The sequence below is a fragment of the Methylophaga thalassica genome, from assembly GCF_030159795.1.
GTDB classification, from domain to species: Bacteria; Pseudomonadota; Gammaproteobacteria; order Nitrosococcales; family Methylophagaceae; genus Methylophaga; species Methylophaga thalassica.
In genome coordinates this window covers 123,477-147,881 of record NZ_BSND01000013.1, presented here as the reverse complement: position 1 = coordinate 147,881, position 24,405 = coordinate 123,477, and the positions used below count along the sequence as shown (strand labels likewise).

The 24,405-nt window shown below is 43.5% G+C and carries 29 protein-coding genes and 1 tRNA gene; 10 read left to right on the top strand and 20 right to left on the bottom strand.

All coding sequences use genetic code 11. The annotated features are described in order from the left end of the window. Window positions 1–36 precede the first annotated feature (36 nt). The 3 genes from QQL60_RS13575 to QQL60_RS13565 all read right to left on the bottom strand — a co-directional run bounded on the left by QQL60_RS13575 (window position 37) and on the right by QQL60_RS13565 (window position 1,785). Complete coding sequence (locus QQL60_RS13575) at window positions 37–681, bottom strand: hypothetical protein (RefSeq protein ID WP_284451335.1); 645 nt, start codon at window positions 679–681, stop codon at window positions 37–39. A gap of 100 nt (window positions 682–781) precedes the next feature. After that, window positions 782–1,276 (bottom strand): thiol peroxidase, encoded by a 495-nt coding sequence (gene tpx / locus QQL60_RS13570; RefSeq protein ID WP_284451337.1) that lies wholly within the window; start codon window positions 1,274–1,276, stop codon window positions 782–784. A 59-nt stretch (window positions 1,277–1,335) separates the two neighbouring features. Further along, complete coding sequence (locus tag QQL60_RS13565) at window positions 1,336–1,785, bottom strand: hypothetical protein (protein ID WP_284723618.1); 450 nt, start codon at window positions 1,783–1,785, stop codon at window positions 1,336–1,338. Window positions 1,786–1,983: 198 nt separating this feature from the next. Here QQL60_RS13565 and QQL60_RS13560 point away from each other — a divergent pair, with 198 nt between their 5' ends. The 4 genes from QQL60_RS13560 to QQL60_RS13545 are packed head-to-tail and all read left to right on the top strand — an operon-like array spanning window position 1,984 to window position 5,990. Beyond that, complete coding sequence (locus tag QQL60_RS13560; protein ID WP_284723617.1) at window positions 1,984–2,949, top strand: mitochondrial fission ELM1 family protein; 966 nt, start codon at window positions 1,984–1,986, stop codon at window positions 2,947–2,949. A 6-nt stretch (window positions 2,950–2,955) separates the two neighbouring features. Beyond that, window positions 2,956–4,077, top strand: a complete 1,122-nt coding sequence (locus QQL60_RS13555) for a glycosyltransferase family 4 protein (protein ID WP_284723616.1) — start codon at window positions 2,956–2,958, stop codon at window positions 4,075–4,077. Then, window positions 4,074–5,084, top strand: coding sequence for a glycosyltransferase (locus QQL60_RS13550; protein ID WP_284723615.1), 1,011 nt, complete (start codon window positions 4,074–4,076; stop codon window positions 5,082–5,084). Before QQL60_RS13555 ends, QQL60_RS13550 begins: the two co-directional genes overlap by 4 nt. A gap of 3 nt (window positions 5,085–5,087) precedes the next feature. Continuing rightward, on the top strand, window positions 5,088–5,990 hold the full coding sequence (locus QQL60_RS13545; protein ID WP_284723614.1) for a glycosyltransferase family 9 protein: 903 nt from the start codon (window positions 5,088–5,090) through the stop codon (window positions 5,988–5,990). Here the strand turns inward: QQL60_RS13545 and QQL60_RS13540 are convergent. The 4 genes from QQL60_RS13540 to QQL60_RS13525 all read right to left on the bottom strand — a co-directional run bounded on the left by QQL60_RS13540 (window position 5,932) and on the right by QQL60_RS13525 (window position 9,888). Next, window positions 5,932–7,197, bottom strand: a complete 1,266-nt coding sequence (locus tag QQL60_RS13540; RefSeq protein ID WP_284723613.1) for an O-antigen ligase family protein — start codon at window positions 7,195–7,197, stop codon at window positions 5,932–5,934. The genes QQL60_RS13545 and QQL60_RS13540 overlap by 59 nt on opposite strands. A 106-nt stretch (window positions 7,198–7,303) precedes the next feature. Next, on the bottom strand, window positions 7,304–8,647 hold the full coding sequence (locus tag QQL60_RS13535) for a TolC family outer membrane protein (protein WP_284723612.1): 1,344 nt from the start codon (window positions 8,645–8,647) through the stop codon (window positions 7,304–7,306). 20 nt (window positions 8,648–8,667) lie between these two features. Then, window positions 8,668–9,210, bottom strand: a complete 543-nt coding sequence (locus tag QQL60_RS13530) for an OmpA family protein (protein WP_284451348.1) — start codon at window positions 9,208–9,210, stop codon at window positions 8,668–8,670. Between the two features lie 135 nt (window positions 9,211–9,345). After that, window positions 9,346–9,888: a glutathione peroxidase gene (locus QQL60_RS13525; protein ID WP_284451349.1), complete on the bottom strand. Its 543-nt coding sequence runs from the start codon at window positions 9,886–9,888 to the stop codon at window positions 9,346–9,348. A 172-nt stretch (window positions 9,889–10,060) separates the two neighbouring features. Here QQL60_RS13525 and QQL60_RS13520 point away from each other — a divergent pair, with 172 nt between their 5' ends. After that, window positions 10,061–10,420: a hypothetical protein gene (locus QQL60_RS13520; RefSeq protein ID WP_007144300.1), complete on the top strand. Its 360-nt coding sequence runs from the start codon at window positions 10,061–10,063 to the stop codon at window positions 10,418–10,420. Between the two features lie 22 nt (window positions 10,421–10,442). Here the strand turns inward: QQL60_RS13520 and QQL60_RS13515 are convergent, their stop codons facing one another. Genes QQL60_RS13515 through QQL60_RS13500 form a run of 4 tightly spaced genes read right to left on the bottom strand, consistent with a single transcriptional unit; the run spans window position 10,443 to window position 14,794 of the window. Next, window positions 10,443–11,039 carry a nucleotidyltransferase family protein gene (locus QQL60_RS13515; RefSeq protein ID WP_284723611.1) on the bottom strand — a complete coding sequence of 199 codons (597 nt, stop codon included), beginning with the start codon at window positions 11,037–11,039 and terminating at the stop codon, window positions 10,443–10,445. Window positions 11,040–11,041: 2 nt separating this feature from the next. Next, complete coding sequence (locus QQL60_RS13510; protein WP_284723610.1) at window positions 11,042–12,091, bottom strand: XdhC family protein; 1,050 nt, start codon at window positions 12,089–12,091, stop codon at window positions 11,042–11,044. Next, a complete protein-coding gene (locus tag QQL60_RS13505) occupies window positions 12,036–14,336 on the bottom strand; it encodes a xanthine dehydrogenase family protein molybdopterin-binding subunit (protein WP_284723609.1) in 2,301 nt (766 codons plus the stop codon). Before QQL60_RS13505 ends, QQL60_RS13510 begins: the two co-directional genes overlap by 56 nt. After that, the gene (locus tag QQL60_RS13500; protein ID WP_007144296.1) at window positions 14,336–14,794 is read right to left on the bottom strand and encodes a (2Fe-2S)-binding protein; all 459 of its coding nucleotides are present in this window, start codon (window positions 14,792–14,794) and stop codon (window positions 14,336–14,338) included. Before QQL60_RS13500 ends, QQL60_RS13505 begins: the two co-directional genes overlap by 1 nt. A 226-nt stretch (window positions 14,795–15,020) precedes the next feature. Here QQL60_RS13500 and QQL60_RS13495 point away from each other — a divergent pair, with 226 nt between their 5' ends. Next, entirely contained in the window at window positions 15,021–15,161 is a 141-nt protein-coding gene (locus tag QQL60_RS13495; protein WP_284723608.1) for an entericidin A/B family lipoprotein, read from the top strand. Between the two features lie 52 nt (window positions 15,162–15,213). Here QQL60_RS13495 and QQL60_RS13490 read toward each other — a convergent pair whose 3' ends face one another. From QQL60_RS13490 to QQL60_RS13480, 3 genes are read right to left on the bottom strand one after another with little or no spacing between them, the layout of a single operon-like run. After that, entirely contained in the window at window positions 15,214–15,657 is a 444-nt protein-coding gene (locus tag QQL60_RS13490; protein ID WP_284723607.1) for a hypothetical protein, read from the bottom strand. A gap of 32 nt (window positions 15,658–15,689) precedes the next feature. Then, a complete protein-coding gene (locus QQL60_RS13485) occupies window positions 15,690–15,962 on the bottom strand; it encodes a DUF883 family protein (protein ID WP_007144293.1) in 273 nt (90 codons plus the stop codon). A 56-nt stretch (window positions 15,963–16,018) separates the two neighbouring features. Continuing rightward, window positions 16,019–16,261 carry a hypothetical protein gene (locus QQL60_RS13480; protein ID WP_007144292.1) on the bottom strand — a complete coding sequence of 81 codons (243 nt, stop codon included), beginning with the start codon at window positions 16,259–16,261 and terminating at the stop codon, window positions 16,019–16,021. 261 nt (window positions 16,262–16,522) lie between these two features. Between QQL60_RS13480 and QQL60_RS13475 the strand changes: the two genes are divergently transcribed. The 3 genes from QQL60_RS13475 to QQL60_RS13465 all read left to right on the top strand — a co-directional run bounded on the left by QQL60_RS13475 (window position 16,523) and on the right by QQL60_RS13465 (window position 17,687). Beyond that, window positions 16,523–16,687, top strand: a complete 165-nt coding sequence (locus tag QQL60_RS13475; RefSeq protein WP_007144291.1) for a DUF1328 domain-containing protein — start codon at window positions 16,523–16,525, stop codon at window positions 16,685–16,687. 91 nt (window positions 16,688–16,778) lie between these two features. Then, window positions 16,779–17,537, top strand: coding sequence for a Crp/Fnr family transcriptional regulator (locus QQL60_RS13470; RefSeq protein WP_007144290.1), 759 nt, complete (start codon window positions 16,779–16,781; stop codon window positions 17,535–17,537). Window positions 17,538–17,546: 9 nt separating this feature from the next. Further along, window positions 17,547–17,687: an entericidin A/B family lipoprotein gene (locus QQL60_RS13465; protein WP_007144289.1), complete on the top strand. Its 141-nt coding sequence runs from the start codon at window positions 17,547–17,549 to the stop codon at window positions 17,685–17,687. 229 nt (window positions 17,688–17,916) lie between these two features. Here the strand turns inward: QQL60_RS13465 and pdxH are convergent, their stop codons facing one another. The 6 genes from pdxH to rpsU all read right to left on the bottom strand — a co-directional run bounded on the left by pdxH (window position 17,917) and on the right by rpsU (window position 23,257). Then, entirely contained in the window at window positions 17,917–18,564 is a 648-nt protein-coding gene (gene pdxH, locus QQL60_RS13460) for a pyridoxamine 5'-phosphate oxidase (RefSeq protein WP_284723606.1), read from the bottom strand. Window positions 18,565–18,731: 167 nt separating this feature from the next. After that, window positions 18,732–18,808 (bottom strand) — tRNA-Ile (locus tag QQL60_RS13455). An 11-nt stretch (window positions 18,809–18,819) separates the two neighbouring features. Further along, entirely contained in the window at window positions 18,820–20,664 is a 1,845-nt protein-coding gene (gene rpoD, locus QQL60_RS13450) for an RNA polymerase sigma factor RpoD (RefSeq protein WP_284723605.1), read from the bottom strand. A gap of 90 nt (window positions 20,665–20,754) precedes the next feature. Then, the gene (gene dnaG, locus QQL60_RS13445) at window positions 20,755–22,476 is read right to left on the bottom strand and encodes a DNA primase (RefSeq protein WP_007144286.1); all 1,722 of its coding nucleotides are present in this window, start codon (window positions 22,474–22,476) and stop codon (window positions 20,755–20,757) included. A gap of 71 nt (window positions 22,477–22,547) precedes the next feature. After that, window positions 22,548–23,009, bottom strand: a complete 462-nt coding sequence (locus QQL60_RS13440; RefSeq protein ID WP_007144285.1) for a GatB/YqeY domain-containing protein — start codon at window positions 23,007–23,009, stop codon at window positions 22,548–22,550. A gap of 32 nt (window positions 23,010–23,041) precedes the next feature. Beyond that, window positions 23,042–23,257 carry a 30S ribosomal protein S21 gene (gene rpsU / locus QQL60_RS13435; RefSeq protein ID WP_007144284.1) on the bottom strand — a complete coding sequence of 72 codons (216 nt, stop codon included), beginning with the start codon at window positions 23,255–23,257 and terminating at the stop codon, window positions 23,042–23,044. A gap of 138 nt (window positions 23,258–23,395) precedes the next feature. Between rpsU and tsaD the strand changes: the two genes are divergently transcribed. Continuing rightward, window positions 23,396–24,403 (top strand): tRNA (adenosine(37)-N6)-threonylcarbamoyltransferase complex transferase subunit TsaD, encoded by a 1,008-nt coding sequence (gene tsaD / locus QQL60_RS13430; RefSeq protein WP_284723777.1) that lies wholly within the window; start codon window positions 23,396–23,398, stop codon window positions 24,401–24,403. The last annotated feature ends 2 nt before the right edge of the window (window positions 24,404–24,405 follow it).

Sequence of the window (24,405 nt, the reverse complement as noted above, 5' to 3'; positions counted from 1 at the left end):
TTATACCTGACTTAAAAGCTAGGTTAATTTTCAGCCTCATTTAGGTAATGCTGCTTCAACCATACTGTTGATCAGTTCTGCCGCATTTTCTTCATGTGTACCCCGAAAGGCTGAAACCAGGATTTTTGCTTCATTAAATGCTTGATCTATTTCCCGCCTAAAAAGCTGTTTATAGCGTTCCACGCCTACCAGATAAACACCGCCTGACAAAGTGATTCCCTGCAGTATCTCCTGTTTACTGTCACTCTTTTCCGAAGCGATGAGTTGAGCAACAATCTGACTATAAAGGGGAATTCCCATCACAAAACTTAATAACTTATTCACTTCTGCAGGATTCCTGTTTTTCCAGTACTGAGCATAGATTGAGATACGTCTTAACCGCAGCCAGTCAATATCAGATATAGCAGCGACGGGACCCGATGGCTGTGCACCGTGAAAGATCAATTCAATATCACTGCAAAACTGATAAAAATCTGGCAGTGACGCCTTACCGAGTTGATCCGCAATAATGGCAATATCGACTTCCAGCGCTTGCATCGCAGTCGGAGCAATATGCTCATAAACAACTTTACTATGGCGCTGTCCATTTTTGTCGGACCAGAACTGGACCGCTCTTGCCAAAGGATGGAATTCAGCAAGCACCGACACAGATGAAAATAATTGTGTATCCGGATTTATCATCTACACACCTCCGGCAAAATAAGCTCAGCTCACTTTTTCAAGCAAAAAAAAGCCCTGTTCAACGTAGTGTTGAACAGGGCTTTGATCGTTACCACACGTCTTAGCTAAGTGCAGATAACGCTTTTTCATAATCAGGTTCATCAGCAATTTCGCTGACTTGTTCTGTGTAAACGACTTTACCGTTTTCATCAATGACCACAACTACGCGTGAACATAGTCCGGCTAACGGTCCGTCTTTCATTAATAAGCCGTAATCCTCAGCAAATGAAGAACGGAAAGCCGAGCCAGTGACTACATTATCAATGCCTTCAGCCCCACAAAAACGAGCCATTGCAAACGGTAAGTCTTTTGAAACACAAACCACAGTGGTGTTATCCAGTGCTGCTGCTTTTGTATTAAATTGTCTGACTGACATCGCACAGGTAGGCGTATCTACCGACGGAAAAACATTTAACACAACGCGGCCAGATAAATCTGCCAGTGTTAATTCAGACAAATCATCTTTTGTCAGGCTAAATTCAGGTGCCTTACTTCCCACAGCCGGTAATTCACCGACAGTCTCAAAAGGTGTACCTTTTAATGTCACCGTAGTCATAAAATCTCCTTTAATTTTAGTTATATAAACAATATAAAACGGGTTTAAAACTATTCTTTTCAAATGGGATGTTGTTGTTTTTCGTAAGACCGTTGTCTGCTTTGTTTGAGTTCACCCAGTGTTTGATAGACTTGGCGGGCATCAGATAAATTCCGCTTGGCAACAGCGACCCGCTTATCTTCAATCATAGCGATCATGGCGATAACACCCACAATACTGATCAGCGTACCAGCAATTCCCCCTGATACCCAAGCCACATAGATTGCCAATAAAATAAGAATGAAGATCTGGATGACCATCCATTGCGACGCCAGTTTCTCTTTTTGGCAGGTCACATACTTCTCATGCCATAAACTCACTAATAAGTTCAGCTCTTCATCACTCAATACGGTCAGATTACTGTAATACTCGAGTCCGATTAATTCGTCATTGTAGTTACGGGAGCTCAATTGCGCATCTTCAGCCATTTCCTTTAACGCACTAAATGTATCTTCATCACGCTCAATCATATTCACTCCTTTTGATGCCGCTGTCTCACTATGACTCAGCTCGGCTGACGCTTCCAGAGACAAGACTCCCTAATTTATTTTCTGCGAAGTATCTCTCATTTTCATAAAACTTTAATACTCCAGCCCTATAGTCCACAGCAAATCGCCTTGCTAGACAGAGGCAACTTTGCTTTTTATTTAATCTTAGGTGCTGTCACCATGAGTACTAATAACGCTGAAAACATTACTATCTGGCGGCTCACTGATGGAAAACCCGGTCATCAAAGTCAGTCCTTGGGTTTGGTCAATGCCTTGAAACGTAAAATGCCCTGTGAAAGTTTTGATATTCCGGTAAGTGGTCGTCTACAACCTGTGTTTGACTTATTGAGTACGACCTGGCCTGCAGGTCAGGGACTGCCATTACCTGATCTCATCGTCGGAGCAGGTCATCGCACGCATCTTCACATGCTGGCAGCAAAAAAAGTGTATGGCGGGCAAACGATTGTCTTGATGCAGCCCAGCTTACCTGTGTCGTTTTTTGATCTTAGCTTAATACCAGAGCATGACTATTATCAAGGTGGTGGGAATGTGTTGGAAACCCGGGGGGTGCTTAACCCTATCCATGCCGCTGGTGAGCATAAAAAAAACGAAGGTCTGATAATGATTGGTGGCCCATCCAAACACTGTGACTGGAACGAAAGCCAACTCATCTCACAGGTTACTCAGCTTTGTAAACAAAACCCTCGCATTCACTATACGCTGACCACCTCTCCCCGTACACCTGCAAATTTTGCCACTCATATGCTTGGCTTCAAACTGGAGAATCTGACGATTGTGCCGTTTGAAGAAACCGACCGGAATTGGGTAGCACAGCAATTAGCCGCATGTTACAGCGCCTGGATAAGCGAAGACTCTGTCTCAATGGTATATGAGGCACTCACAGCTAAAACAGCCGTCGGTATTCTTAATATGCCTGTTAAACGCGATAACCGTGTGTCGCGTGGACTCAGCAAACTTGTCGGTGATGGCTATGCGGTTCGCTTCGATAGCCTGGGTCATTATAAAAGCCGCCTGCAACCTGTTCCGGGATTTATGGAATCAGAACGCTGTGCAGACTGGATCATGAAAAACTGGTTAGATGGGGTGGTACAACCTCAAACCTTGCCAATACCACAGCTCAGTTAATCCTTAATGGCAGAACGTTTAACAGTTGTTCAGGTATTACCTGCGCTTGAATCGGGTGGCGTTGAGCGAGGTACATTGGAAGTCGGACACTATCTGGCAAGCCAAGGCCATCGCTCGCTTGTCATTTCTGCAGGTGGACGCTTAGTTGATAAACTCACCAGACAAGGGAGTGAGCATATCAACTGGAATATTGGCCGAAAATCGCTGGCCACATTCCGTCTTATTCCACGATTGCGCCGCTTTCTGGTGAAAAATCGTGTGGATATTTTGCATGTCCGATCACGTATGCCAGCATGGGTCTGTTATTTCGCCTGGAAATCTTTACCCAAACAATCACGACCTAAATTCATCACTACTGTTCACGGCACCTATTCTGTCAACGGCTACAGCAGAATCATGACCAAGGGCGAACATGTGTTTGTGGTATCAGAAAAAATTCGCGACTATGTCACCACCCATTACGGGGTCAAAGACAATCTCACCCTCAATTACCGAGGTATAGACAGACGCGATTTTCCTTATGGTTTTGAACCTGATAGCGAATGGCTAAAACATTGGTATCGAAGCTTTCCACAAACTCAGGGAAAACTAATAATTACGCTGCCTGGACGTATTACACGCTGGAAGGGTCAGGCGGATTTTATTGAGATTATCGCTGAACTCAAAAAATATTATTCAGATGTTCACGGACTTATCGTGGGTGAAACTAAAAAAGGAAAGTCCGCCTTTTTAGCTGAACTCCAGCAGCGTGCGGCAGAACTTGGTGTAATCAACGATATCAGCTTCATTGGTCACCGTAGTGATCTGAAAGAAATTATGTCTATTTCAAATTTAGTGATGTCACTATCACTGCAGCCTGAAGCCTTTGGGCGAGTGACCATTGAAGCATTGAGCCTGGGTGTACCCGTTATTGCCTATGCGCATGGCGGCGTAGAAGAACAACTTTCGACAGTGTTACCAGAAGGCAGAGTGAGCACCGGAGATAAAGCCGCAGCTGTCAGCTTAGCGACGAAATGGTTACTTGCCCCACCCACGGTGCCGGAATCCCATCCATTCATTTTGCAATCCATGTTGGATACCACACTATCAGTCTATAAACGCGTTTTACAGCAAAGCGCCGCATCGTGAATATCTGTCAGATCCTATTAAGCAGAGGTGAGGGTGGGCTGGAAAAACATGTTCGCGAACTTTGTATTAGCCTCAATAAAGCCGGGCACACGGTCAGCGTTATTGCTGATCCTCAGTTTTTAGATACCTTACCTGAGCAAATACAGCGTTTTCCGGTAAATGCCCGTCTAAGCCGAAATAATCCATGGCTTTGGTTAAAGGTGCTGTATTTCATCCATCGCTCCCATGCCGATATTGTGCATGCCCAGGCCAATAAAGCGACGGCGGTGTTAAATAAATGTCGCTATTTCCATTCAGCAAAAACCGTGGGAACACTGCACAACATCAAAAGCAAAGTAAAAGATTACGCCAAGCTGGATCAAGCTATCGCGGTTAGTAACACGCTACGCTCTCAGTTGAATACCCCGAATGCAGTGACTGTCTACAATGGCATTTCACCGCCAAAGGTAAAAAAGATTAATCTGTATGAAGAGTTTGGGCTGAATCCTGACTTACCCACATTATGTGCTGTTGGTCGTTTGGTTGAAGCAAAAGGTTTTGATTTATTGCTGGAGGCCATAGACGGCCTGCACTTGAACTTACTCATTATTGGTGAAGGCAAGGAAAGACATCGCCTACAAAAACAAATTCAGGAGCTATCCCCTCATACACACTGTCATCTAACGGGCTACCGACCTGATGTCAGTTCACTGATGCAGTCCTGTGATGGCGTGTTAATCAGTTCCAGACGAGAAGGTTTCTCCTATGTGTGTAGCGAAGCATTACTGTTAAATATGCCAATTTTATCAACAGATGTTCCGGTTGCTAATGAAGTGCTGGATAAAACTTTAATTGTCCCTATCGCTGATAGCAAAGCCTTTCGTCGACGCTTAGAAAGTCTTCTGGAAAACCCAGCTCATTGGCAAAGACTGATGCAGAAGGCGATTGTATTTGCTCATCAAGCTATGACACTGGAAGCCATGACAGAAAATACGCTTGCTGTTTATCAAGCATTAACCGACGCTTAGCTTATGACGCAGGCTGGCAAATTATTGCTTATCAAACACGGTGCGTTTGGTGATCTTATCCAGGCAGATGGGATATTCCGCGACATTCGCCAATACTTTAGACGGGCAGAAATTGTTTTATTAACCATGTCTCGGTATAAGTCGTTAATGCAACGTTCTCCCTACGTTGATCGCATCATCATCGACGACAGACTGCCTCTTCGTCATGTACAGCAGCAGTGGAAGCTTCGTAAGCAACTGATTAATGAACAGTTTGATCTTATTATTGATTTACAGAACTCTGATCGCAGTGCCTTATATCAGCGCTTCTTTTTACCTAAGCTGAGGTGGATAAGTCGACGCACAAAGGCCGCGCCAGAATCAGGACTAAAAGGCTTAGTACAGTTACTCACCGAATCAGACATCCCTCATCATTATGCCTTATCACCAAACGTTAGCTGGATGGTTGAAAAAACATCCGAAACATTGAGCAAATACCCGATTTACAAGCCATATATTGCACTTATTCCCGGTAGCTCGGCTCAGCATAAAGAAAAGCGTTGGCCATACTATCCCGCCTTATCAAAAGCACTTATCGAGCTCGGTTATGGAGTAGTGAATATATTAGGTCCCGATGAATTAGATATGGCAGCGAAGCTGTCCGGTTATAGCCCTAACAGCAAAGACGACTTATTCAATTGGTTTGAACTGGCAGGCATTTTGAAAGAGGCTAGTTATATCATCGGTAATGATACCGGCCCCAGTCATATCGCTTCATGCCTCGGCCGCCCCGGTCTCGCTTTATTCGGACCAACAACCTCTGTGAGCCGCTCTGAAATTGAGCGAGGTCAATTTCAGGCTCTGCAAGTCAACGATTTACATCAGTTAAGCGTCGATCGGGTTCTGAGCTATCTACCGAGGATATAGCTAACACCCAGGCAACCCCTAACCATACCAGTGCCGCCACCCAGTTACTCAGAACGCTGATGCCTCCAGTGAGCGGCCAAAAACTCACCGTTAATACCGAAAAACTCAAAGCGGCCTTTATCCACTGACGCTCAGCCAATAATGGGCCTAAGACATGTTTGTATAGCAAATACAGCATAAACAAAAATAAACCTAAGCCGATGACACCGGTCTCTGCACCTAACTGCAAATACAAATTATGCGGATGCGTACACATCAGGCCGCTGTCTATGAGTAACTGCTGTTGTTCACATACTGTTTGATAGGTATGTAAACCACTACCCAACCACCAGTTGTCCCGCCACACCTGCCAGGCCGCCTTAAACACGCTGCCATAATCTGATTCAGCAAATGTTGAGAGCTTTGAACCGATGCTCACGATACTTCTCTCAAACATCTCAGGTGATAAAAATAAGGTGATCATCAATGTGATACCAAGCATAGCCAGCATAAGCAGTAAGCTTTGTTTGTATTGTTTATATTCCAGTAACATGGCGATAAAAACGATGACACAGCCTGAGCTGAACAAGATGAGTGCCATTCTCTCCCCCGTTAGGAAGGTAAAAACAAAACCACTTCCCATCGCCACCATCAGAAACGTTAATTGCCGTAAAACAGACGATTTAAAAAGTGGGATAAAAAAGGCAGCAAATAAGGCGATAAACCACAGTCTCAGTAACATCGTGCCTGGAATAGGACTACGGAATGGACCTGTTAAACGAGTGTCAGAAAAGCGCTCTATACCAAACCAGTCAACATCAAAAAAATATTGCCGTAATGTGTCGGCAATAATAAGCAGCATAGTCAGCAATAAACTAATAAGAAAGCGCTGTCTTTTTTTAGCATCACTGAAAACCCAGTATGACAAAGCTACTGCAAATAAAGGCCATCTTATAAAAGTAAGCACATACTTCAAGCTTTCAGATGAATCACTACTCAAAGGCAGATTGACGACAAGAAGGTAAGCATTAAACAGCAAGATTGCTAAAAACCAGGGCTGTTTTACCCAATCCCAATCACATTTTTTAAAACTGAAGATAAGAAAGGCAATCGCTACGAGTACCACAGTTACATCAGCTATTGCCCGCGAAAACAGCAATAACGCAGGTAACAGATAAAGAAACAGGTGTGCAGCAGGAGGGAACCCCAAGGGTCGGTTGATGAGCATGCCTATATTCGCGAAAAACGCTCATCATATTCGACTTATATGACAATTTAATGGCGGTAAGCCAAGCTGCTAATGTCTTGCTTGGCTAAGCCAGCTGGTATCTAACTTATTGTGGTGACTCAGTCGTTTCAGGTTGAGCTACAACAATGGCCGCCTCTGGTGCTTCCACAGACAAACTTTCCATCAGCCTACCCATCGTCTCTGATAACCAGTAACAGGCATAAATATGATCATAATAAGCATTGGTGTAATCGTTTCTGGCCGTCAATAATTCGTTTTCTGTATCCAGTAAATCTAATAATGTTCTTCTGCCTACATTAAACTGTTCGAAATACGCATCCCGCGTTTTTTCTGCAGCAATCTTACGTTGTTCGAGGATAGGTAATCGTCTTGACAGTGTTTCTACATTAATCCAGGCCAGACGTACATCACGGTCAACATTGCGTTTGATAATCTCCGCATTTTGTTTTGCTTGTTCACTTAGATACTTCGTCTCTTCGATACGCGCTTTATCGGCACCACCATTGAGCAGGTTGTAATCCATTCGAATCATGGCCTGAGCTTCTTTCTCATGACCACGTGTGCCATCCAGATTATTGTCTGCTCGCGTACTCAGCTCCGCATTCACTTGAGGATGAAACGGCGCTTTAGCCCCTTCTTCCTGAGCTAGTGAGGCCTCATGTTTCGCCATTGCCGCCCATAATGAAGGATGTTGTCTGTAAGCAATTTGTAATGCATCCTCGACAGCAGCGGGCGCAGTATCACAACATGACTTACCGGGATCAGTTAAGGATTCAGGTGCATGACCCACCAAACGCTGATAGCGTGTTTTTGCGTCCTGCAAATTGCCTTCTGTGGAACGTAAATTCGCTTGAGCCAGGGCCACTCGACCAGTAGTCTGGTCAAGATCAGAACGATTACCCACTCCGGCTTCTGTTCTGAGTTTAATTTTGTCGAAGATTTTTTCGTGCTGCTCCAGACTTTCTTGTGTTTCTTCCAATAACTGTTGGCGTTTAAGTACATCGAGATAACTCTGTACGGTGTTAAGACCGATCGTTTCTGCCTTATCTGTGACATCATAACCAGCAGCATCCGCTTGAGCCTGACTTTGCTCTACAGCACTTTTAGTGGCAAATCCATCATAAAGCATCTGCGTTGCTTTAATTTCAGCTTCACCACGATTCAGCGATTCATGATCGGGGCGCGTTGCCGGGTTTTTCGTGCGCTCGTAACCGATGCCCAACGTTAAATCCACCCGAGGATAATAACCTGCTTTAGCTTGATCAACCGTCTTATCAACACTGTAACGACGATTGGCTTCTGCCAAGACTTCAGGGTTTTGTTTTAGTGTTGCATCCACCGCTTCCTGTATGGTTTCCGCCGCAATATTTGTGCTCGCTATCGCTGCAAGACAGGCAGCAAAAATAGTAGAAAATCGTGATAAGACCATTTTTCTAATTACTCCAGAAATTAACGAACATCAATTTCGACCCGGCGGTTACTCACTTCATCAGTCTCATCAGGTGTAGGCACTTTCAAAACTGTTTCGCCTTTACCTACTGTAGAAATACGAGATTCGTCCACACCAGCGTTGATCAAATCCTGTGCGACTTTTTCAGCACGGCGTTTGGATAATTTATCGTTATATTGTGAAGAAGCGAGTGTATCAGTATAGCCAACGACTTCAATATGACGATTTCTTCTTTCTAAAACCGCTTTATAGATCTTAACGGATTCGCGTAATGAGTCGGGTGTGAAAGTGGTTTTGTCGAGCTCAAAATAGAGCGTTGCGTGATATGGTTCAGGGGTACGAATAACTTTAGGTGTTGTAGTAACCACCATCTCTTCATGACAAAAGGGAGAACCACTATCTGAAATGGTTAGAGGTGCTTGTAATGACTCACGTAAATCTGAGCGGGGAGTATCAGGACCAATAGCATCATGAATCGTGCTACAAGCAGACAGTGCTAAACCCAATAAACTGGTAATAACCAGCCGAAAACCAATAGACATCCTTAACTCCAGCCATCCCTAACGTCATAACAATATTTGCTAATCATAACAACAAAGTATGATTATCACTAATGTAATGATGTCGTTACTGATTTATTTAATAAATACAGGCTACCCAGCAAATGTATGGACTGTTTAATCTTTTTTAACAAGTGACTCGATAGCTTCTACTAGACTGGCATCATCCGGCTCTACAGCACTTGGAAAGTGTTCTAACACATGGCCATCGGCATCGATAATGTATTTGTTAAAATTCCAGTCCGGTGCCTGACTTTGTTTGTTTATCTCCATGAAAATCGGGTTGGCACGCGGACCAGTGACATAGCTAGGTGCCACCATGGTGAAACTTACACCAAAGTTTTCTTTACAGATTCTGGCTGCCTCTTCTTCTGTCTTAGCTTCTTGATCAAAATCGTTACTGGCAAAACCAATAACAAACAGTCCTTTATCCTTATATTGCTCATGTAACTTTTCCAAACCACCAAATTGGCGAGTAAACCCACAATGACTGGCGGTATTTACCACCAATAAGACCTTGTCTTTAGCGATCTCACATAGATTTACGGTGTCATTTGAGTGCAGTTTCGGTAAATCGTAATCAAAATAAGCCGGACAATCTTTAGCATGAACCATAGATGAAAATGCCATTAATAATCCCAGCCACACATATTTTTTCATAATCTCTCTCCTGTTCATTCCAGCCTATTTTCTATATTCGTTATCAAAAAAATGTGATGACCATAATATGACTAGTCTTTTGATAAATTTGGAAATTTAAGACGTTGTTATCAATTAATGAAGCTGTTAAATTTATGTTAGGTATTTCACAATTTTACACAAGGGACGTGTTTTGGAAGCCAGATCATTATCAGAGTGTGGAGTAATCTCAGACTGGGGCATAGTTGAAGTCGAGGAAACCAAAGACAGGCATATTTTTGGTTTCTCCAGCCACTATAATTTCTATGTGATCACTCAAAAAATTATCGACTATCATTATGATGTGAAAACACGGCAAGGATCAGCCCTCACCGAATCAGGTATTCTCTACGCCTTAACCGGCAAACCCGTTTCCTACAGTCCCAACAAGCAGTTACAACTTCAGGAATTCATGGAAAAAAATAACTGTAAGTTAAAGCCTGTGAAAATTGAGCGATTTAATCTCTTTTACTTGAACGACTTCTTTCAAAAGTTATTATCTATCAATCATTAAGTCTCTGAGACTATCATGCAGCTTACTGCAGTAGTGAAATATCAGCTTGAGTATCAATATCAATGAATATCGACGGCCTATCAATATTCACTGCCTGTACCAGTGTTTCATGAGCTTGCACTATTGTTTTAGCACCTACATCGCCTGTAAGTTGCATCAAATCATCTCGATATTGGTTGGAGAATGCGACTGGGTGCCCTCGTTTGCCATGATAAAAGGGAGCTGATATAGCCGCTCCCTGTTTTAACTCACTAACTAATAACTGCAGTATGTCGGATGTTATCATCGGCATATCTGCCAAACCAATTAACCATCCCTTTGCTTGCTGAGTGGCTTGAATCCCGGCGGCGAGTGAATGCCCCATTCCTAAACCGGACTTATCAGCTTTGATAAAGTTAACCCGGCCTGCCACGGATCGACATACTCCTAATAGCTCTTGGTTATTTATTGGCGTGACGAGGTGAATTTGCTCAAACACCTCTAACCATGGCGCTAAAGCATGCAATATCAGCGGCTGTCTCACACCTTTATATCCAACTTCCGTCAGCAGCTTATCTGCACCAAAGCGCGATGATTTACCGGCAGCGAGAATAACCGCAGCAATCTCTGCCGTTTCCACCGTTAAACTGTCACCTTATCAACGGATGACGTAAGTTGTGGTGTATGTATTCTGTCGCGACGAACGGCAATCAACTCAGCAGAAATCGCTACTGCGATCTCGGCAGGGGTTTTACTGCCTATCTGTAAACCAACCGGACCATGTAAGCGGTCTATTTCTTGTTGGGTGAGATCAAATAATTTCAGTCTTTCCCTGCGTTTATCATTATTGGTTTTGGCTCCTAAAGCACCAACATAAAACGCTGCTGATTTTAGGGCCTCCAACAATGCCATATCGTCTAACTTAGGATCATGTGTTAACGCCACCACCGCCGTATTCAAATCAGGCTGCAGGGACACTACCGCATCATCAGGCATCATGGTGAGTAAAGTGCTCTGTTCATGTTGCCAGGTTTCCTGCATTTCTGGTCTGGGATCGCAGACAAACACCTGGTAATCCAGTGCCGTAGCCATATTTGCCAGATAGAATGACGTTTCTGCTGCACCAATGATTAATAGACGCAACCTTGGTCCGTAAACAAACGACAGTAAGCCTTCCTGCTCACTAACAACAGGTTCATGACTGATGGCATCAGTGCAAGTTACCTGTAACGAGTCCAACGTGACCTGTCTCTTTATTAACTTCTGAGACTCAATCGCCGTTACCACCTCTTCCAGCCAAGCCTTATCAAGCACAGGCTCTATCAATAATCTGAGCTGACCACCGCAAGGAAGTTTATACCGTAGCTGCTCTTCCTGATTAGCGCCATAGATTTTAAGCGCGGCAGATGAACTAGAGAGCTGATGCTGTTTAACTAAAGACACCAGATCATCCTCTATGCAACCACCAGACACTGATCCAACCAACAAACCATCACTGCGTAGGGCACACATCGACCCCGGTTGGCGGGGGCTGGAGCCATAGGTTCCAACCACCGTAATTAGCCAGACCTTATGCCCTTCTTGCTGCCAGCTCAGTAGCTGTCTGAGCACATTCAGATCATGCCCGGTCATACGACTAGGACTCGAGCTGATAACGTATCGGTAATTCACGGATACGTTTACCAGTGGCATTAAAAATCGCATTACATATTGCCGGTGCGACCGGAGGCATACCCGGTTCACCAACCCCACCTAATGACTGATTAAAATCTTTTGCCGGTACAAGATGAACATGGATTTCTTTTGGTGCTGCATCCATACGAGTGACCTGATAACCATCAAAATTGTCCTGAACGGTAACACCATCTTTGAAGGTGATTTCACTTGTCATGGCTAAACTTGCGCCCATAACGCATGCCCCTTCAATCTGAGAGCGGATACGTTCAGGATTCACCTGTGGGCCACAATCAACAGCCACATCGATTCTCGGTATGCTGACCTCACCATCGTCATTAACAACGACCTCCACTACCGTCGCAACATACGTCACGAAACTATAGTGAACGGCTAAACCCTGTCCCGAACCTTTCGGCAAGGTTTTACCCCAATTCGCTTTTTCGGTGACCATGTTAATCACGCCTTTCATACGTGCTGTATTGAGAGGGTATGCCTCTGGCGACTCACCATAATTCCAATCATCTTTTAATGAGGCCGGATCAATTTCACGATCAGGACCGATCAATGACAGTAAAAAGTCTTTATGATCTTTTTTCTGCTGATGCGCCATCTCAGCGATAAATGACTGAATCGCAAAAGCATGCGGAATATTAGAGACGGAACGGTACCAACCAATACGAGTATGTGCAGCTGCTTCAGGATTTTCAATTTGAATATTCTTCACATCAAATGGAATATTCACAACGCCCATGCTTAATTCCATCGGCATTTCATTTTTAGCATCTTTCGCAAAAGTAGAAGCGATAGTTGGTGCAACTGTGCGATGTAACCAGGCCGTTGCATTACCACTTTCATCAAAACCAGCTTCTAAATGTTCGGCAGAAACGGTGTGGAAATAAGAGTGTTGAATATCATCTTCACGCGTCCATACCGTTTTAACAGCTTGCCCTCCTAAGGCTTTAGAAATTAACGCGGCTTCGACAAGGTAATCAGGTTTAGATTTGCGGCCAAAACCACCACCAAGCAGCGTCACGTTCACCTTAACTTGCTCAGGTTTTACTTCTAACCATTTTGCGACCGTATCGACACCCGCTTGTGGGTTTTGTGTAGCAGTCCAAATCTCACACACATTATCCACAATTCGTGCCGTCGCAGCTGGCGGCTCCATCGGGGCCTGAGCCAGGTGAGGAATATAATAATCCGCAGAGATGGTAGAACTCGCATTCGCTAATTCATTATAGGTTTCACCTTTACTACGAATGACTTTGCCACCTTTCTGTTTGGAAGAAGCCTGTAATGTTTCGCGGAACTTGGCTGAATCATATTCACGGTTAGGACCGGCATTCCACTCAACAGATAATTTTTTTCTGCCTTGAATGGCTGCCCAGGTATTTGAGGCAACTACCACAACCCCACCGAGCGGATTAAATACTGCAGGAGGCGGGCTGCTGGGTAAGGTTAAAACTTTGATCACACCCGGTACTTTCAATGTTTCAGTATCGTCATATGATTTCAGTGTATCGCCATAAGCAGGTGGATGAGCAATGACTGCATAGACCATGTCATCGAGGCGAACATCCATGCCATATGTGGTTTGTCCGGTGGCAATATCGAAACCATCGACTAGCTTATTATCTTTCTTGCCGATGTAATTAAATTCGTCTGCAGACTTATAAATCAGGTTTTGATTTTCAGGCACAGCCATTTCAGCTGCTTTTTGCGCCAACTCGCCAAAACCAAGCGTCTTACCTGTTTTAGCATGAGCAACCTGATGTTTTTTCGCTTTGACTTCTGAAACAGGAACGGCCCACATTGCCGCAGCGGCAGCTTCCAGCATCATTCTGGCTGCAGCACCGACATTACGCATTGGCATAAAGAAATGGCGCATACTACGTGAACCATCTGTGTTTTGGTTGCCGTAGCGCTTTTCATTACCATCCGCTTGAATCACTTTGACTCGCTGCCAATCAGCTTCCATTTCATCAGCAACGACCATCGGCAAGCTTGTTCTGACACCTTGGCCCATTTCAGAACGGTGAGCCACAATCGTCACGGTGCCATCTTCAGCGATGGAAACAAAGACCAAAGGATCATCAACCCAACCATTTGGCATGCCATCACGGCCATACTTTTGCTTTTCATCAGCGGCTAACAACTGAGCCGGCATACCCACCGCCAGAACAAGACCACTTAATGCGAAACCTTTAAGAATACTACGACGGCTAATGTTGGCTATTTGTGGAGCATTATTATCAGTCATTATTTACCCCCCTGCTGCGCTGCTTGTTTGATGGCTGCCCGAATACGTGTGTAGGTACCACAACGACAAATATTTCCACTCATCGCATTATCAATATCTTCATCTGTTGGGTTAGGATTATCGCGAAGCAGTGCTGTAGCAGCAACGATCTGTCCTGACTGACAATAACCGCACTGCGGTACATTGATTGACTGCCAAGCTTCTTGAACAGCCTGGCCGACTTTGTCCTCAGAGACCGCTTCTATGGTTGTGATTTTCTTGTTTTCAGCAGCACTGATCGGCGTAACACAAGAACGAATTGGCTGACCATCCAGCATCACAGTACAGGCACCACATAGCGCCTTACCACAGCCAAACTTTGTCCCCGTCATACCTAGGACATCTCTAAGTGTCCACAGAATGGGGGTATCTGTGGGGACATCAACCTGACGGCTTTCGCCATTAATTGTGAGTTTCATTTGAATAATCCTAATTCTGATACGAGTATGGTTAGTTAATTTTTTCTAACACAGCCACACATAGTTAGCTGGCTAATTATTATTTATTATACATGACTGTTGTTAACAGTATTAGTTCCTATCGATAAACTACTGTGATAAGCGTGATAGCGTCGTCAAGAAAAGGGTTCTCTATTTTTTTATAGTTGTGGTAATTTTATGCCCTGATAAAAATGTAGGAGCATTTATGAAACCTTTCGCCGTCTTATTATCTATTTGTCTTGTCTTACTTCTGAGTGGTTGTAACACAATGGAAGGTATTGGCAAGGACGTTGGTGCAGCAGGTGATGCCCTGGAAAAGAGTGCCAGTGATAACAAAGGATATTAATAAAAAAGCCTCAAATTACTGAGGCTTTTTTATTAACTATTTAGCTTAAAAATTACGTTTCATCAAAATACTGCTTAAAAGCAGACTTGACGATCGTTCTCGCTTCCTGACTGTAGCCAAATATCACACCGGCAGCCAATGTCGTTGCCAGAGACTTTCCCGGATGTTTTTTAATTAAATCCGCAAGCACTGGATCGGAGAGTTTTTCCAGGATCATTTGTAACTCATCGGCTTGTTGATAACCACTCGTTTGCCCCTCTCTATAACGCAAAGAGGCTTTTTCTGCTGGGCGATTCAATATTTTTGCTACTGCTAAAATCAGTAAGGCCAGCAAAAGGTAAGCAATGGCTGTTAACAGAGCAGCCAACTGTGGCTCAAAGTAGTCGTTAAGAGCGATGTAGGCTGCGACACCAGCAAAACCAAAAGCAAATAACCCCAGAATAATTGCCAGAGCATAAGCTAATGTGGTGATTTGTATTCTTGAAAACAGACTCATTGTTACCTTCTTATCCGCTAGGATGGGTAGCGTTATTTTCTATCCAGTACTTTACCGATCACCAGACCAATACCAAAAGCTACTGCCATACTAGTATAAGGATGCGCTTCAACTTCGCCTTGTGCTTTAGCTAGTGATTCCTTAGCTTGCTGTTGAGCTTGTTGAGCAGCGGCCTTAACTTTATCTTGGCCTTGCTGAGCATATTCTGATGTCAGATTTTTTAGCGTGCTGGTAACCTCTGCAAAATCTTTACGTAATGCATCCAGCTGTTCTTGTAATTCTTGATTTGTCGTTTGTGTAGCCATGTTTATCTCCTGTTGATTTGTTTAAAACGTATCGTCGAGACTATTTTCCGTGGCAACTATTTATCCGTTGCATCTTCAACTTCATCAGCTGAATCTTCAATGGCATCACCAGCATCGTCTGCGGCATCATCAATTGCATCACCGGCATCTTCAACCGTGTTATCAATTTTTTCACCCATTTCTTCTGCTGGACCATCGTTGTCACATGCTGCCAATAAGCCAACTCCGGCAAAAGCAAACATAATAAGTAATGCGCGGCAGATCATTGAAAAAGATTTTGATTCACTCATTGATTTCATACTTACATCTCCATTTAAAGTTAGGTGGAAAATATTGTTTACACCATGATGCTGACAAAAGTTATGCTGCATTTGTTCAACCATAGTGACATTAAAAGCAGTTCATAAGCAAAAAAGTATTTATCGGAAATACTCATTGTTTTGCTGTTTCTTAATCTAAGCTATCGTTGATTTATAATTATCGCCTTAACATATGTTAAAGACGACGCAATGAAATACACATATCGTATTCATTCCCATTCACTATAAAGGAAGATAGATATGTTAAGTTGGGCATTGACGTTTTTAATCATCGGTATTATTGCTGGTGCACTAGGTTTAAGTGGTGTTGCAGGTACTGCAACGAATATTGCTTGGATTCTATTTGTTATCGGTTTAGTGCTTGCTCTTATTTTCTTCATCACTGGTAGACGCCCCCCAATGTAGGCGTATATTCTCACGAAATACAGACATTCTTAATCGGTGATCACTTATTCAAGAAAGTCTCTTTTGAACTACATTATTTAAGCGAGTCTTCATGGAATCTGTTATCAGCGATGCAGATAGTTGTATTGTTCACCAGTTTGAAAAAATGGTTGAATTATCAGAGTCAGAAATAAACCTTCTTGCAGCTCTCGAAAGAGATGCTCGCAAGTTTGACTCTGGTGAGAGATTAGCCTTTGCTGGTGAGTACAGTGATCGTTTTTATACTCTGAGGTCTGGCTGGGCTTGTGCCATAAAAACCATGGCCGATGGTCAACGGCAAATTCTTGATATTTTCTTGCCAGGCCAGATTTTAGGTCTTCGGGAAATTGGTCTCAGTCATTCACTGACTGAGTTCAGGGCTTTAACACCCATTGAAGCCTGCCCGTTCCCAAAACAAAGATTGACAGAGATTTTTGAAAAGTCTCCACGGCTGACAGATTTATTCTTTCTGATCATGGCAAGAGAACAAGCGATGCTGATTGAAAGAATTGTCAATATCGGTAGACGAAATGCTGCTGAGCGTCTAGCTCATTTTATTGTCGAAATGAAGGTGAGACTAAATCAGCGTGCATGTGAATTTCATCTACCCATGAACCAGAGTGTTATTGGAGATACACTTGGTATTTCGTCAGTACACGTCAGTCGAACATTTAAACACCTACGTGATTTAGGTTTAATTGATAATAAAAACGGACAAATCGAAATTAACAATCTGGAAGGTTTAATTGACCTATCTGGTTTTGATAGAACCTACCTTGAAACCTATCCAGACTGGACCAGACTAACTAAACCCTCTAAACGAGGATACTAGGAGATAATTATGAAACTTACAGCTTTATTAATTCCATTAACCTTAACGCTATTTTTATCAGCCTGTAATACGATGGAAGGTGTTGGTAAAGATGTTGAGTCTGCTGGCGATGCTATCGAAGACTCGGCATCAGAAAATAAAAATTATTAATCGCCCTATCCTATTTGTTTTTTACTCTCAGCCCCTTAATTGGGGCTTTTTTTGCCCAAAAAACTTATGACAAAAAAAAGCTAGGTAAAAAGCTAGCTTAACTAATTAGAAGGAGCAATAAACGTGAGAACTGAAACCAATCAACTCACAATCATGCTAACGTCAACCTATCAAAAAAGTTAAATTCAAACACGGCAAAGTATGCGCTAGCTCACATTTTCTGATGATTTTATGGTGCCAAGCGTTGTTTTATCCACTGATTATCAGCGCTTAGTTTATATGAAATGCGATCATGCAAGCGGCTTTGCCTGCCCTGCCAGAACTGCCAATAATCCGGCACCAACCTGTAACCACCCCAATGTTCTGGCCGAGGGGGCGTTAAGCCATACTTCAATGCATATTTGGCTGCTTGTTCTACAATCACTTTTCGATTATCAATCACCTGGCTTTGTGGGGAGGCCCAAGCACCAATCCGATGAGTCAGGGGTCTTGATGCAAAATATCGATCCGACTCAACAGGTTCGAGCTTCTCAACCTTGCCCTCAATTCGAATAACGCGTTCTAACTCTGGCCAGAAGAACTGTAATGAAGCAAATGGATTAATGGCTAAATGATGTCCTTTCCGGCTCAGATAATTGGTAAACCACACTAGACCTTTTTCATCAAAGCCTTTAATCAATACTGGTCGACTTGATGGCCGTCCGTGCTCACCGACAGTCGCTAGCGTCATTGCATTGGCTTCATTAACGTCTTTATCTAAAGCCTCAGCTAACCACGCCTTAAACTGACTTAATGGCTCATCTGCACTCTTCTGCTCCTCAAGAGAGCCTTTTTGATAGCTCGTTCTAATATCTGACAAGCCCAATTCATCATCCATAAGCACTCTCATACAAGAAATATATTCATACTGTGCCAACAGTTTGTTGGCTTCACAACTACATCTGACTTATAAATGATGATAATCAATATTGTGTGAATTATTTATCAAACATGGAGCAATAAAAAAGCCTTGATACCTGACTGGTAACAAGGCTTTGATTGTATTGGTGGGCCCACTAGGACTTGAACCTAGGACCAATGGATTATGAGTCCACTGCTCTAACCAACTGAGCTATAGGCCCTTTTGACTAACTTACGAACCTTCTGAATCCAGGAAGCTTCGTAATTGATCAGAACGTGAAGGATGGCGTAGTTTACGTAATGCTTTCGCTTCAATCTGACGAATACGTTCACGCGTTACATCAAACTGTTTGCCGACTTCTTCCAGCGTATGATCGGTATTCATATCAATACCAAAACGCATACGTAATACTTTTGCTTCTCTTTCTGTTAAGCCGTTTAATACACCTTGAGTCGCTTCACGCAAGCCTTCTATTATCGCAGAATCTGAAGGTGAAATCACATTCACATCTTCAACAAAGTCGCCTAAGTGCGAATCTTCATCATCACCAATCGGTGTTTCCATCGAAATTGGTTCTTTAGAAATTTTCAGCACTTTACGTACTTTATCTTCTGGCATATCAACACGTTCTGCCAACTCATCAGGAGTAGGTTCACGGCCCATTTCCTGTAACATCTGACGTGCAACACGATTCAATTTGTTAATTGTTTCAATCATATGTACAGGAATACGAATCGTACGAGCCTGATCCGCAATAGATCGGGTTATCGCCTGACGAATCCACCAGGTGGCATAGGTTGAAAACTTATAACCACGTTGATATTCAAACTTATCAACAGCTTTCATCAAGCCGATATTACCTTCCTGAATTAAGTCCAGGAACTGTAAACCACGGTTAGTATATTTTTTCGCGATAGAAATAACCAGACGAAGATTCGCCTCAACCATTTCTTTCTTCGCACGACGAGCTTTTGCTTCTGCGATCGACATTTGACGTGAAATTTCTTTTATTTCAGAAATTGACATGCCACGGCTTTCTGCAATCTCAGCTAAAACTGACTGTGCAGCGATAATTTCATCATGATGTTTCTTGATGGTAGAAGAGTAATGTTTTTTCGCTCTGATATGTTTATCAGCCCAATTGACATTACTTTCATTGCCTTGGAATGAATCGATAAAATCACGGCGATTCATGCGGGCTTGTTCTACCACGATATCCATAATAATTCTTTCCTGATTACGGATTTCGTTGACTGTTTCGCTCATCAGATCATTCAGGTAAGCCAATGTTTTAGGAGTAAGTTTAAACTCCATAAACTGTGCACTGGCTTGCTCACGTGATGCCTCAGCCTCTTCACCTTCTGCTTTCAGGTAGGCATTAAAGCTTTCTTTTAATGCTTCAAAACGAACACGTGCTTCTTCAGGATCAATTTCACCAGAGTCATCGTCATCGCTGACGTTATCCACAGAATCATCATCGTCATCATCATCTGAATCACTATCTGAATCATCATCTGTGTCATCATCTGTATCACTCAGATCATCATGTTCTTCCACGAGCTCTTCTGCAGAAACAAAGCCTTTTATCAACTCGTTCAGACGCATTTCACCCGCTTCGACGGCGTCATACAATTCTAAAAAGGATGAAATACAGGCTGGATATGTCGAAAGCATCATCAAGCTTTCACGTAAGCCTGCTTCAATGCGTTTCGCAATGACAATTTCCCCTTCCCGGGTCAGTAGTTCTACCGAGCCCATTTCGCGCATGTACATACGTACTGGATCAGTGGTTCGACCAAATTCGCCATCAGAGCTTGCTAGAACAGCAGCAGCTTCTTCATCTGAAACTTCGTCGTTTGACGAAACCGCTTCAGCAAGACGCTCCATTTCATCGGTATCCATGCCATCTTCATGGACCATAATACCGAGGTCACTGAACATGCTGACAATATCTTCGACCTGATCAGCATCTACCAAATCTTCCGGAAGATGATCATTAATCTCACCATAAGTGAGATAACCACGTTCTTTACCTAAGGCGATCAGTTCCTTAACGCGTGATTGTTGATCTTTCATGCAGCCCCTTTAACCCTGTGACGCTATATAGACGTGAACACTTCATTATACTGAAATGACAAATTTATTGCATCAAATTAACATAAACATTTAGCTCTGAGATAACCGTAATTCTGCTTTTTCAGCCTCAGTTAATTCACTGAGCGGCTTTGACTCGAGATAAATTCGTCGTTGTTGTTTTGCCTGTTTTTGCAGTTGCGAAAAAATACCGAGCAACTCGTACTTCAGTTCATCTGCCGATAGACTCAAACTTTGCAGCGCTAGTTTCTGAAGATGCGCACTATTTTCCCTGTTACGCCAACGTTCTAGAAGTGCCGCAGTAGTTAGATGGGGATGCTCATGAAGAGTTTCAAGCAATTCTTTAAGAATATTAACGCCAGGTAAATCAAGTGAACTAATTGACGATGTGTCATCAATTTCACGCGCCAGAATCGGATATTGTAAAAGAATGCTAATAGCCAGCCTGAGTGGCGTCATTGTCGCCATAGTTTGTTTTTTGGCTGGGCGTTGCTGTTTCTGTGCTGGTTTTTCAATATGACGATTTAGCGTCGCCATATTCGTCTGGCTCAATTCCGCTAGGCGTTGCTCCAGCATATCTCTGTAAACCCCCGCCGGAACATGTTTAAGATAAGGCTTTGCTATCTCGACAAGTCTTGCACGCCCATCCATTGATCCCAGCTCGACTTTCTCAGTTAGCCATGCAAAGAAAAAATCAGAATAATTTTGTGCGTGTAAGACTTCTGACTCAAATGCTTCAGCACCGTGTTTTCGTACCATACTATCGGGATCTTCACCATCTGGCAGGAACATAAACTTAAGTTGCTGATTACCTCCTAACATAGGAAGGGCATTTTCGGCCGCTCGCCAGGCCGCTTCTCTGCCTGCACGATCCCCATCAAAGCAAAAAACGACTTCGGGCGCTGTTCGAAGTAACTGTCGCAAGTGATCTGGGGTGGTAGCGGTACCTAATGTTGCAACAGCATTAGTTATGCCGTGTTCGGCTAATGCAATCACATCCATATAGCCTTCTACAATCAGTATGCGTTCGAGTTTACGATTTTGCTTTCTCGCTTGATAGAGACCGTATAACTCAGTGCCCTTATGGAAGATCGGTGTTTCCGGCGAGTTAAGGTATTTTGGCGTTGAGTCATCCAACACCCGACCACCAAAACCGATAACACGACCCCGTCTGTCGCGAATAGGAAACATCAATCGATGACGAAAACGGTCATAGGTCCGCCCAGCATCATTTTTGATTAGCAGGCCAGTATCGAGAAGCTGTTTCACCAGTGTCTGAGATGAACCAAATGTCTTTAAAACATTATCCCAGCCATCGGGCGCCATACCGATTCCAAAGGTCTCTATGGTGTTTTTGGATAAGCCTCTGGACTTTAAATAATCGACAAAAACCTGTCTGTCTGGATGCGTTTGTAATTGATGGACATAAAACTGACTGACCTTGTCCATCAGGTCATAAAGGTTTTTCTGCTGAGGTGATTGTGAAACATTTTGCGTGGTAGGCACGGTCATGCCAACCTGATCAGCCAATTCCTGAATAGCTTCAGGAAAGCTTAACTGATCATATTCCATCAGAAACCCTATCGCCGTGCCATGGGCTCCACAACCAAAGCAGTGATAGAACTGCTTATCCGGACTGACTGTAAACGAGGGGGTTTTTTCATTATGAAAAGGACAGCAGGCATGCAAATTCTTGCCTGCTTTCTTCAGTGCAACCCGGGTATCAATGATATCGACGATATCGACCCGGGCTAGCAACTCATCAATGAATTGTGGGGGTATTTGACCAGCCATATTAGTTATTATGGCTGAAATTTGCTGTAAATATTAACCATATCTTGATGAGATACGGCAGCGTGGCTGTTTTAATTGCTCAACGCTGATTTAACTTGTCCACTTACTGCGGCCATGTCAGCACGGCCTTGAATTTTTGGTCGCAACACATTCATGACTGCGCCCATGTCTTTAATGCTACTTGCACCCGCTTCATCAATGGCTGATTGAATAGCTTGCGCAATTTCTTCTTCAGAGAGTTGCTCAGGCATAAACTCTTCAATGACCACGAGTTCAGCCTTTTCGATATCCGCCAAATCCGCACGAGAAGCATTTTCGTATTGTTCTAATGCTTCACGACGTTGTTTGATCATTTTGGTCAGGATAACGACAATATCATCGTCAGAAAGGTCAACCCGGTTATCTACTTCAACTTGCTTGATGGCAGCTGAAATTTGACGTAACACTGCAAGACGTTCTTTGTCTTTGGCGCGCATCGCATCTTTGATGCTGTCTTGAATAGTAACTTTTAACGGGCTGGCTTCTGCAGGCATGATATTTAGTTTAGTCTCTGAATATAGCGATTTTAGTAAAGACGGATACGGCTTGCGTTTTCGCGAGACAGTTTCTTCTGGTGACGTTTTACGGCTGCGGCTGCGGCACGTTTACGTACAGTAGTTGGTTTTTCATAAGCTTCACGAGCACGGGCTTCAGCAACTGTGCCAGCTTTCTCACATGCACGTTTAAAACGACGTAGAGCGACGTCAAATGGTTCGTTCTCTTTTACTCTTACTGCAGGCATTCAAAAAACTCCCTAAACAATTCTTGTATGGAAACCCCTAATTGTACGAAATATTCACCAGAAAGCAAACAGTTAAATCACTTTATTTATAAAAAAGGGCATAATAGTCAGGTATTAATGCTGAAGCTTAGGAAAAAAATGCGTGTTTTAGGTATTGAATCTTCATGTGACGAAACCGGTGTCGCTATTTACGACACGGAAAAAGGGTTGCTCGCTCACCGCTTATTTAGTCAGATCGCTATGCATGCTGAGTATGGTGGTGTCGTGCCAGAACTGGCTTCCAGAGATCATATCCGTAAAACATTACCACTTATTGAAGAAGTATTAAATGCTGCGTCCTTAACCACTGCAGACATTGATGCTGTCGCTTATACAGCAGGACCTGGCCTAGCTGGCGCTCTGTTAGTTGGCGCAGCAATCGGCCGCAGTTTAGCCTGGGCGTTAAATATTCCCGCTTTAGCCGTCAATCACATGGAAGGACATTTGCTGTCACCTATACTGGAAGAACCTGCACCGGCTTTCCCCTTTGTCTCACTACTAGTGTCCGGCGGCCACACCCAATTGGTGGATGTAAGAGGTATTGGCCAGTATGAACTACTAGGTGAATCGATTGATGATGCGGTAGGTGAGGCTTTTGATAAAACAGCCAAACTTTTAGGCATGGATTATCCAGGCGGCCCATACCTTGCGGCCAAGGCAGAACAAGGTGTCGCCGATCGCTTTGTGTTTCCTCGGCCTATGACTAATCGTCCCGGTTTGGACTTCAGCTTTAGTGGCTTAAAAACATTTGCGATGAATACCTGGATGGAAACAGAGCAATCCGATCAAGATAAAGCCGATATTGCACTGGCTTTTCAAACTGCGGTGGTTGAAACACTGGCTATCAAATGTAAAAGGGCGTTGAAACAGACCGGACATAAGCGATTAGTTGTCGCCGGTGGGGTAAGTGCAAATAAAGCATTACGCCAAAAATTAGATTCAATGAAAGGCGTTGACGTTTTTTATCCTCGGCAACAATTTTGCAGTGACAATGGTGCCATGATTGCTTTTGCTGGTGCCATGCGCCATCAAGCAATGAAACATCAGGAAATACCGAGCTTCACTGTCAGACCGCGCTGGCCACTTAACGAACTCAGCCCACCCTAGCT

Excerpts from the sequence above, each read along its gene's own strand:
- QQL60_RS13575 (WP_284451335.1), bottom strand. The coding sequence starts at position 681 with ATGATAAATCCGGATACACAATTATTTTCATCTGTGTCGGTGCTTGCT.
- tpx (WP_284451337.1), bottom strand. The coding sequence starts at position 1,276 with ATGACTACGGTGACATTAAAAGGTACACCTTTTGAGACTGTCGGTGAA.
- QQL60_RS13565 (WP_284723618.1), bottom strand. The coding sequence starts at position 1,785 with ATGATTGAGCGTGATGAAGATACATTTAGTGCGTTAAAGGAAATGGCT.
- QQL60_RS13560 (WP_284723617.1), top strand. The coding sequence starts at position 1,984 with ATGAGTACTAATAACGCTGAAAACATTACTATCTGGCGGCTCACTGAT.
- QQL60_RS13555 (WP_284723616.1), top strand. The coding sequence starts at position 2,956 with ATGGCAGAACGTTTAACAGTTGTTCAGGTATTACCTGCGCTTGAATCG.
- QQL60_RS13545 (WP_284723614.1), top strand. The coding sequence starts at position 5,088 with ATGACGCAGGCTGGCAAATTATTGCTTATCAAACACGGTGCGTTTGGT.
- QQL60_RS13540 (WP_284723613.1), bottom strand. The coding sequence starts at position 7,197 with ATGCTCATCAACCGACCCTTGGGGTTCCCTCCTGCTGCACACCTGTTT.
- QQL60_RS13535 (WP_284723612.1), bottom strand. The coding sequence starts at position 8,647 with ATGGTCTTATCACGATTTTCTACTATTTTTGCTGCCTGTCTTGCAGCG.
- QQL60_RS13530 (WP_284451348.1), bottom strand. The coding sequence starts at position 9,210 with ATGTCTATTGGTTTTCGGCTGGTTATTACCAGTTTATTGGGTTTAGCA.
- QQL60_RS13525 (WP_284451349.1), bottom strand. The coding sequence starts at position 9,888 with ATGAAAAAATATGTGTGGCTGGGATTATTAATGGCATTTTCATCTATG.
- QQL60_RS13510 (WP_284723610.1), bottom strand. The coding sequence starts at position 12,091 with ATGCCACTGGTAAACGTATCCGTGAATTACCGATACGTTATCAGCTCG.
- QQL60_RS13505 (WP_284723609.1), bottom strand. The coding sequence starts at position 14,336 with ATGACTGATAATAATGCTCCACAAATAGCCAACATTAGCCGTCGTAGT.
- QQL60_RS13500 (WP_007144296.1), bottom strand. The coding sequence starts at position 14,794 with ATGAAACTCACAATTAATGGCGAAAGCCGTCAGGTTGATGTCCCCACA.
- QQL60_RS13495 (WP_284723608.1), top strand. The coding sequence starts at position 15,021 with ATGAAACCTTTCGCCGTCTTATTATCTATTTGTCTTGTCTTACTTCTG.
- QQL60_RS13490 (WP_284723607.1), bottom strand. The coding sequence starts at position 15,657 with ATGAGTCTGTTTTCAAGAATACAAATCACCACATTAGCTTATGCTCTG.
- QQL60_RS13485 (WP_007144293.1), bottom strand. The coding sequence starts at position 15,962 with ATGGCTACACAAACGACAAATCAAGAATTACAAGAACAGCTGGATGCA.
- QQL60_RS13480 (WP_007144292.1), bottom strand. The coding sequence starts at position 16,261 with ATGAAATCAATGAGTGAATCAAAATCTTTTTCAATGATCTGCCGCGCA.
- QQL60_RS13475 (WP_007144291.1), top strand. The coding sequence starts at position 16,523 with ATGTTAAGTTGGGCATTGACGTTTTTAATCATCGGTATTATTGCTGGT.
- QQL60_RS13470 (WP_007144290.1), top strand. The coding sequence starts at position 16,779 with ATGGAATCTGTTATCAGCGATGCAGATAGTTGTATTGTTCACCAGTTT.
- QQL60_RS13465 (WP_007144289.1), top strand. The coding sequence starts at position 17,547 with ATGAAACTTACAGCTTTATTAATTCCATTAACCTTAACGCTATTTTTA.
- pdxH (WP_284723606.1), bottom strand. The coding sequence starts at position 18,564 with ATGGATGATGAATTGGGCTTGTCAGATATTAGAACGAGCTATCAAAAA.
- rpoD (WP_284723605.1), bottom strand. The coding sequence starts at position 20,664 with ATGAAAGATCAACAATCACGCGTTAAGGAACTGATCGCCTTAGGTAAA.
- dnaG (WP_007144286.1), bottom strand. The coding sequence starts at position 22,476 with ATGGCTGGTCAAATACCCCCACAATTCATTGATGAGTTGCTAGCCCGG.
- QQL60_RS13440 (WP_007144285.1), bottom strand. The coding sequence starts at position 23,009 with ATGCCTGCAGAAGCCAGCCCGTTAAAAGTTACTATTCAAGACAGCATC.
- rpsU (WP_007144284.1), bottom strand. The coding sequence starts at position 23,257 with ATGCCTGCAGTAAGAGTAAAAGAGAACGAACCATTTGACGTCGCTCTA.
- tsaD (WP_284723777.1), top strand. The coding sequence starts at position 23,396 with ATGCGTGTTTTAGGTATTGAATCTTCATGTGACGAAACCGGTGTCGCT.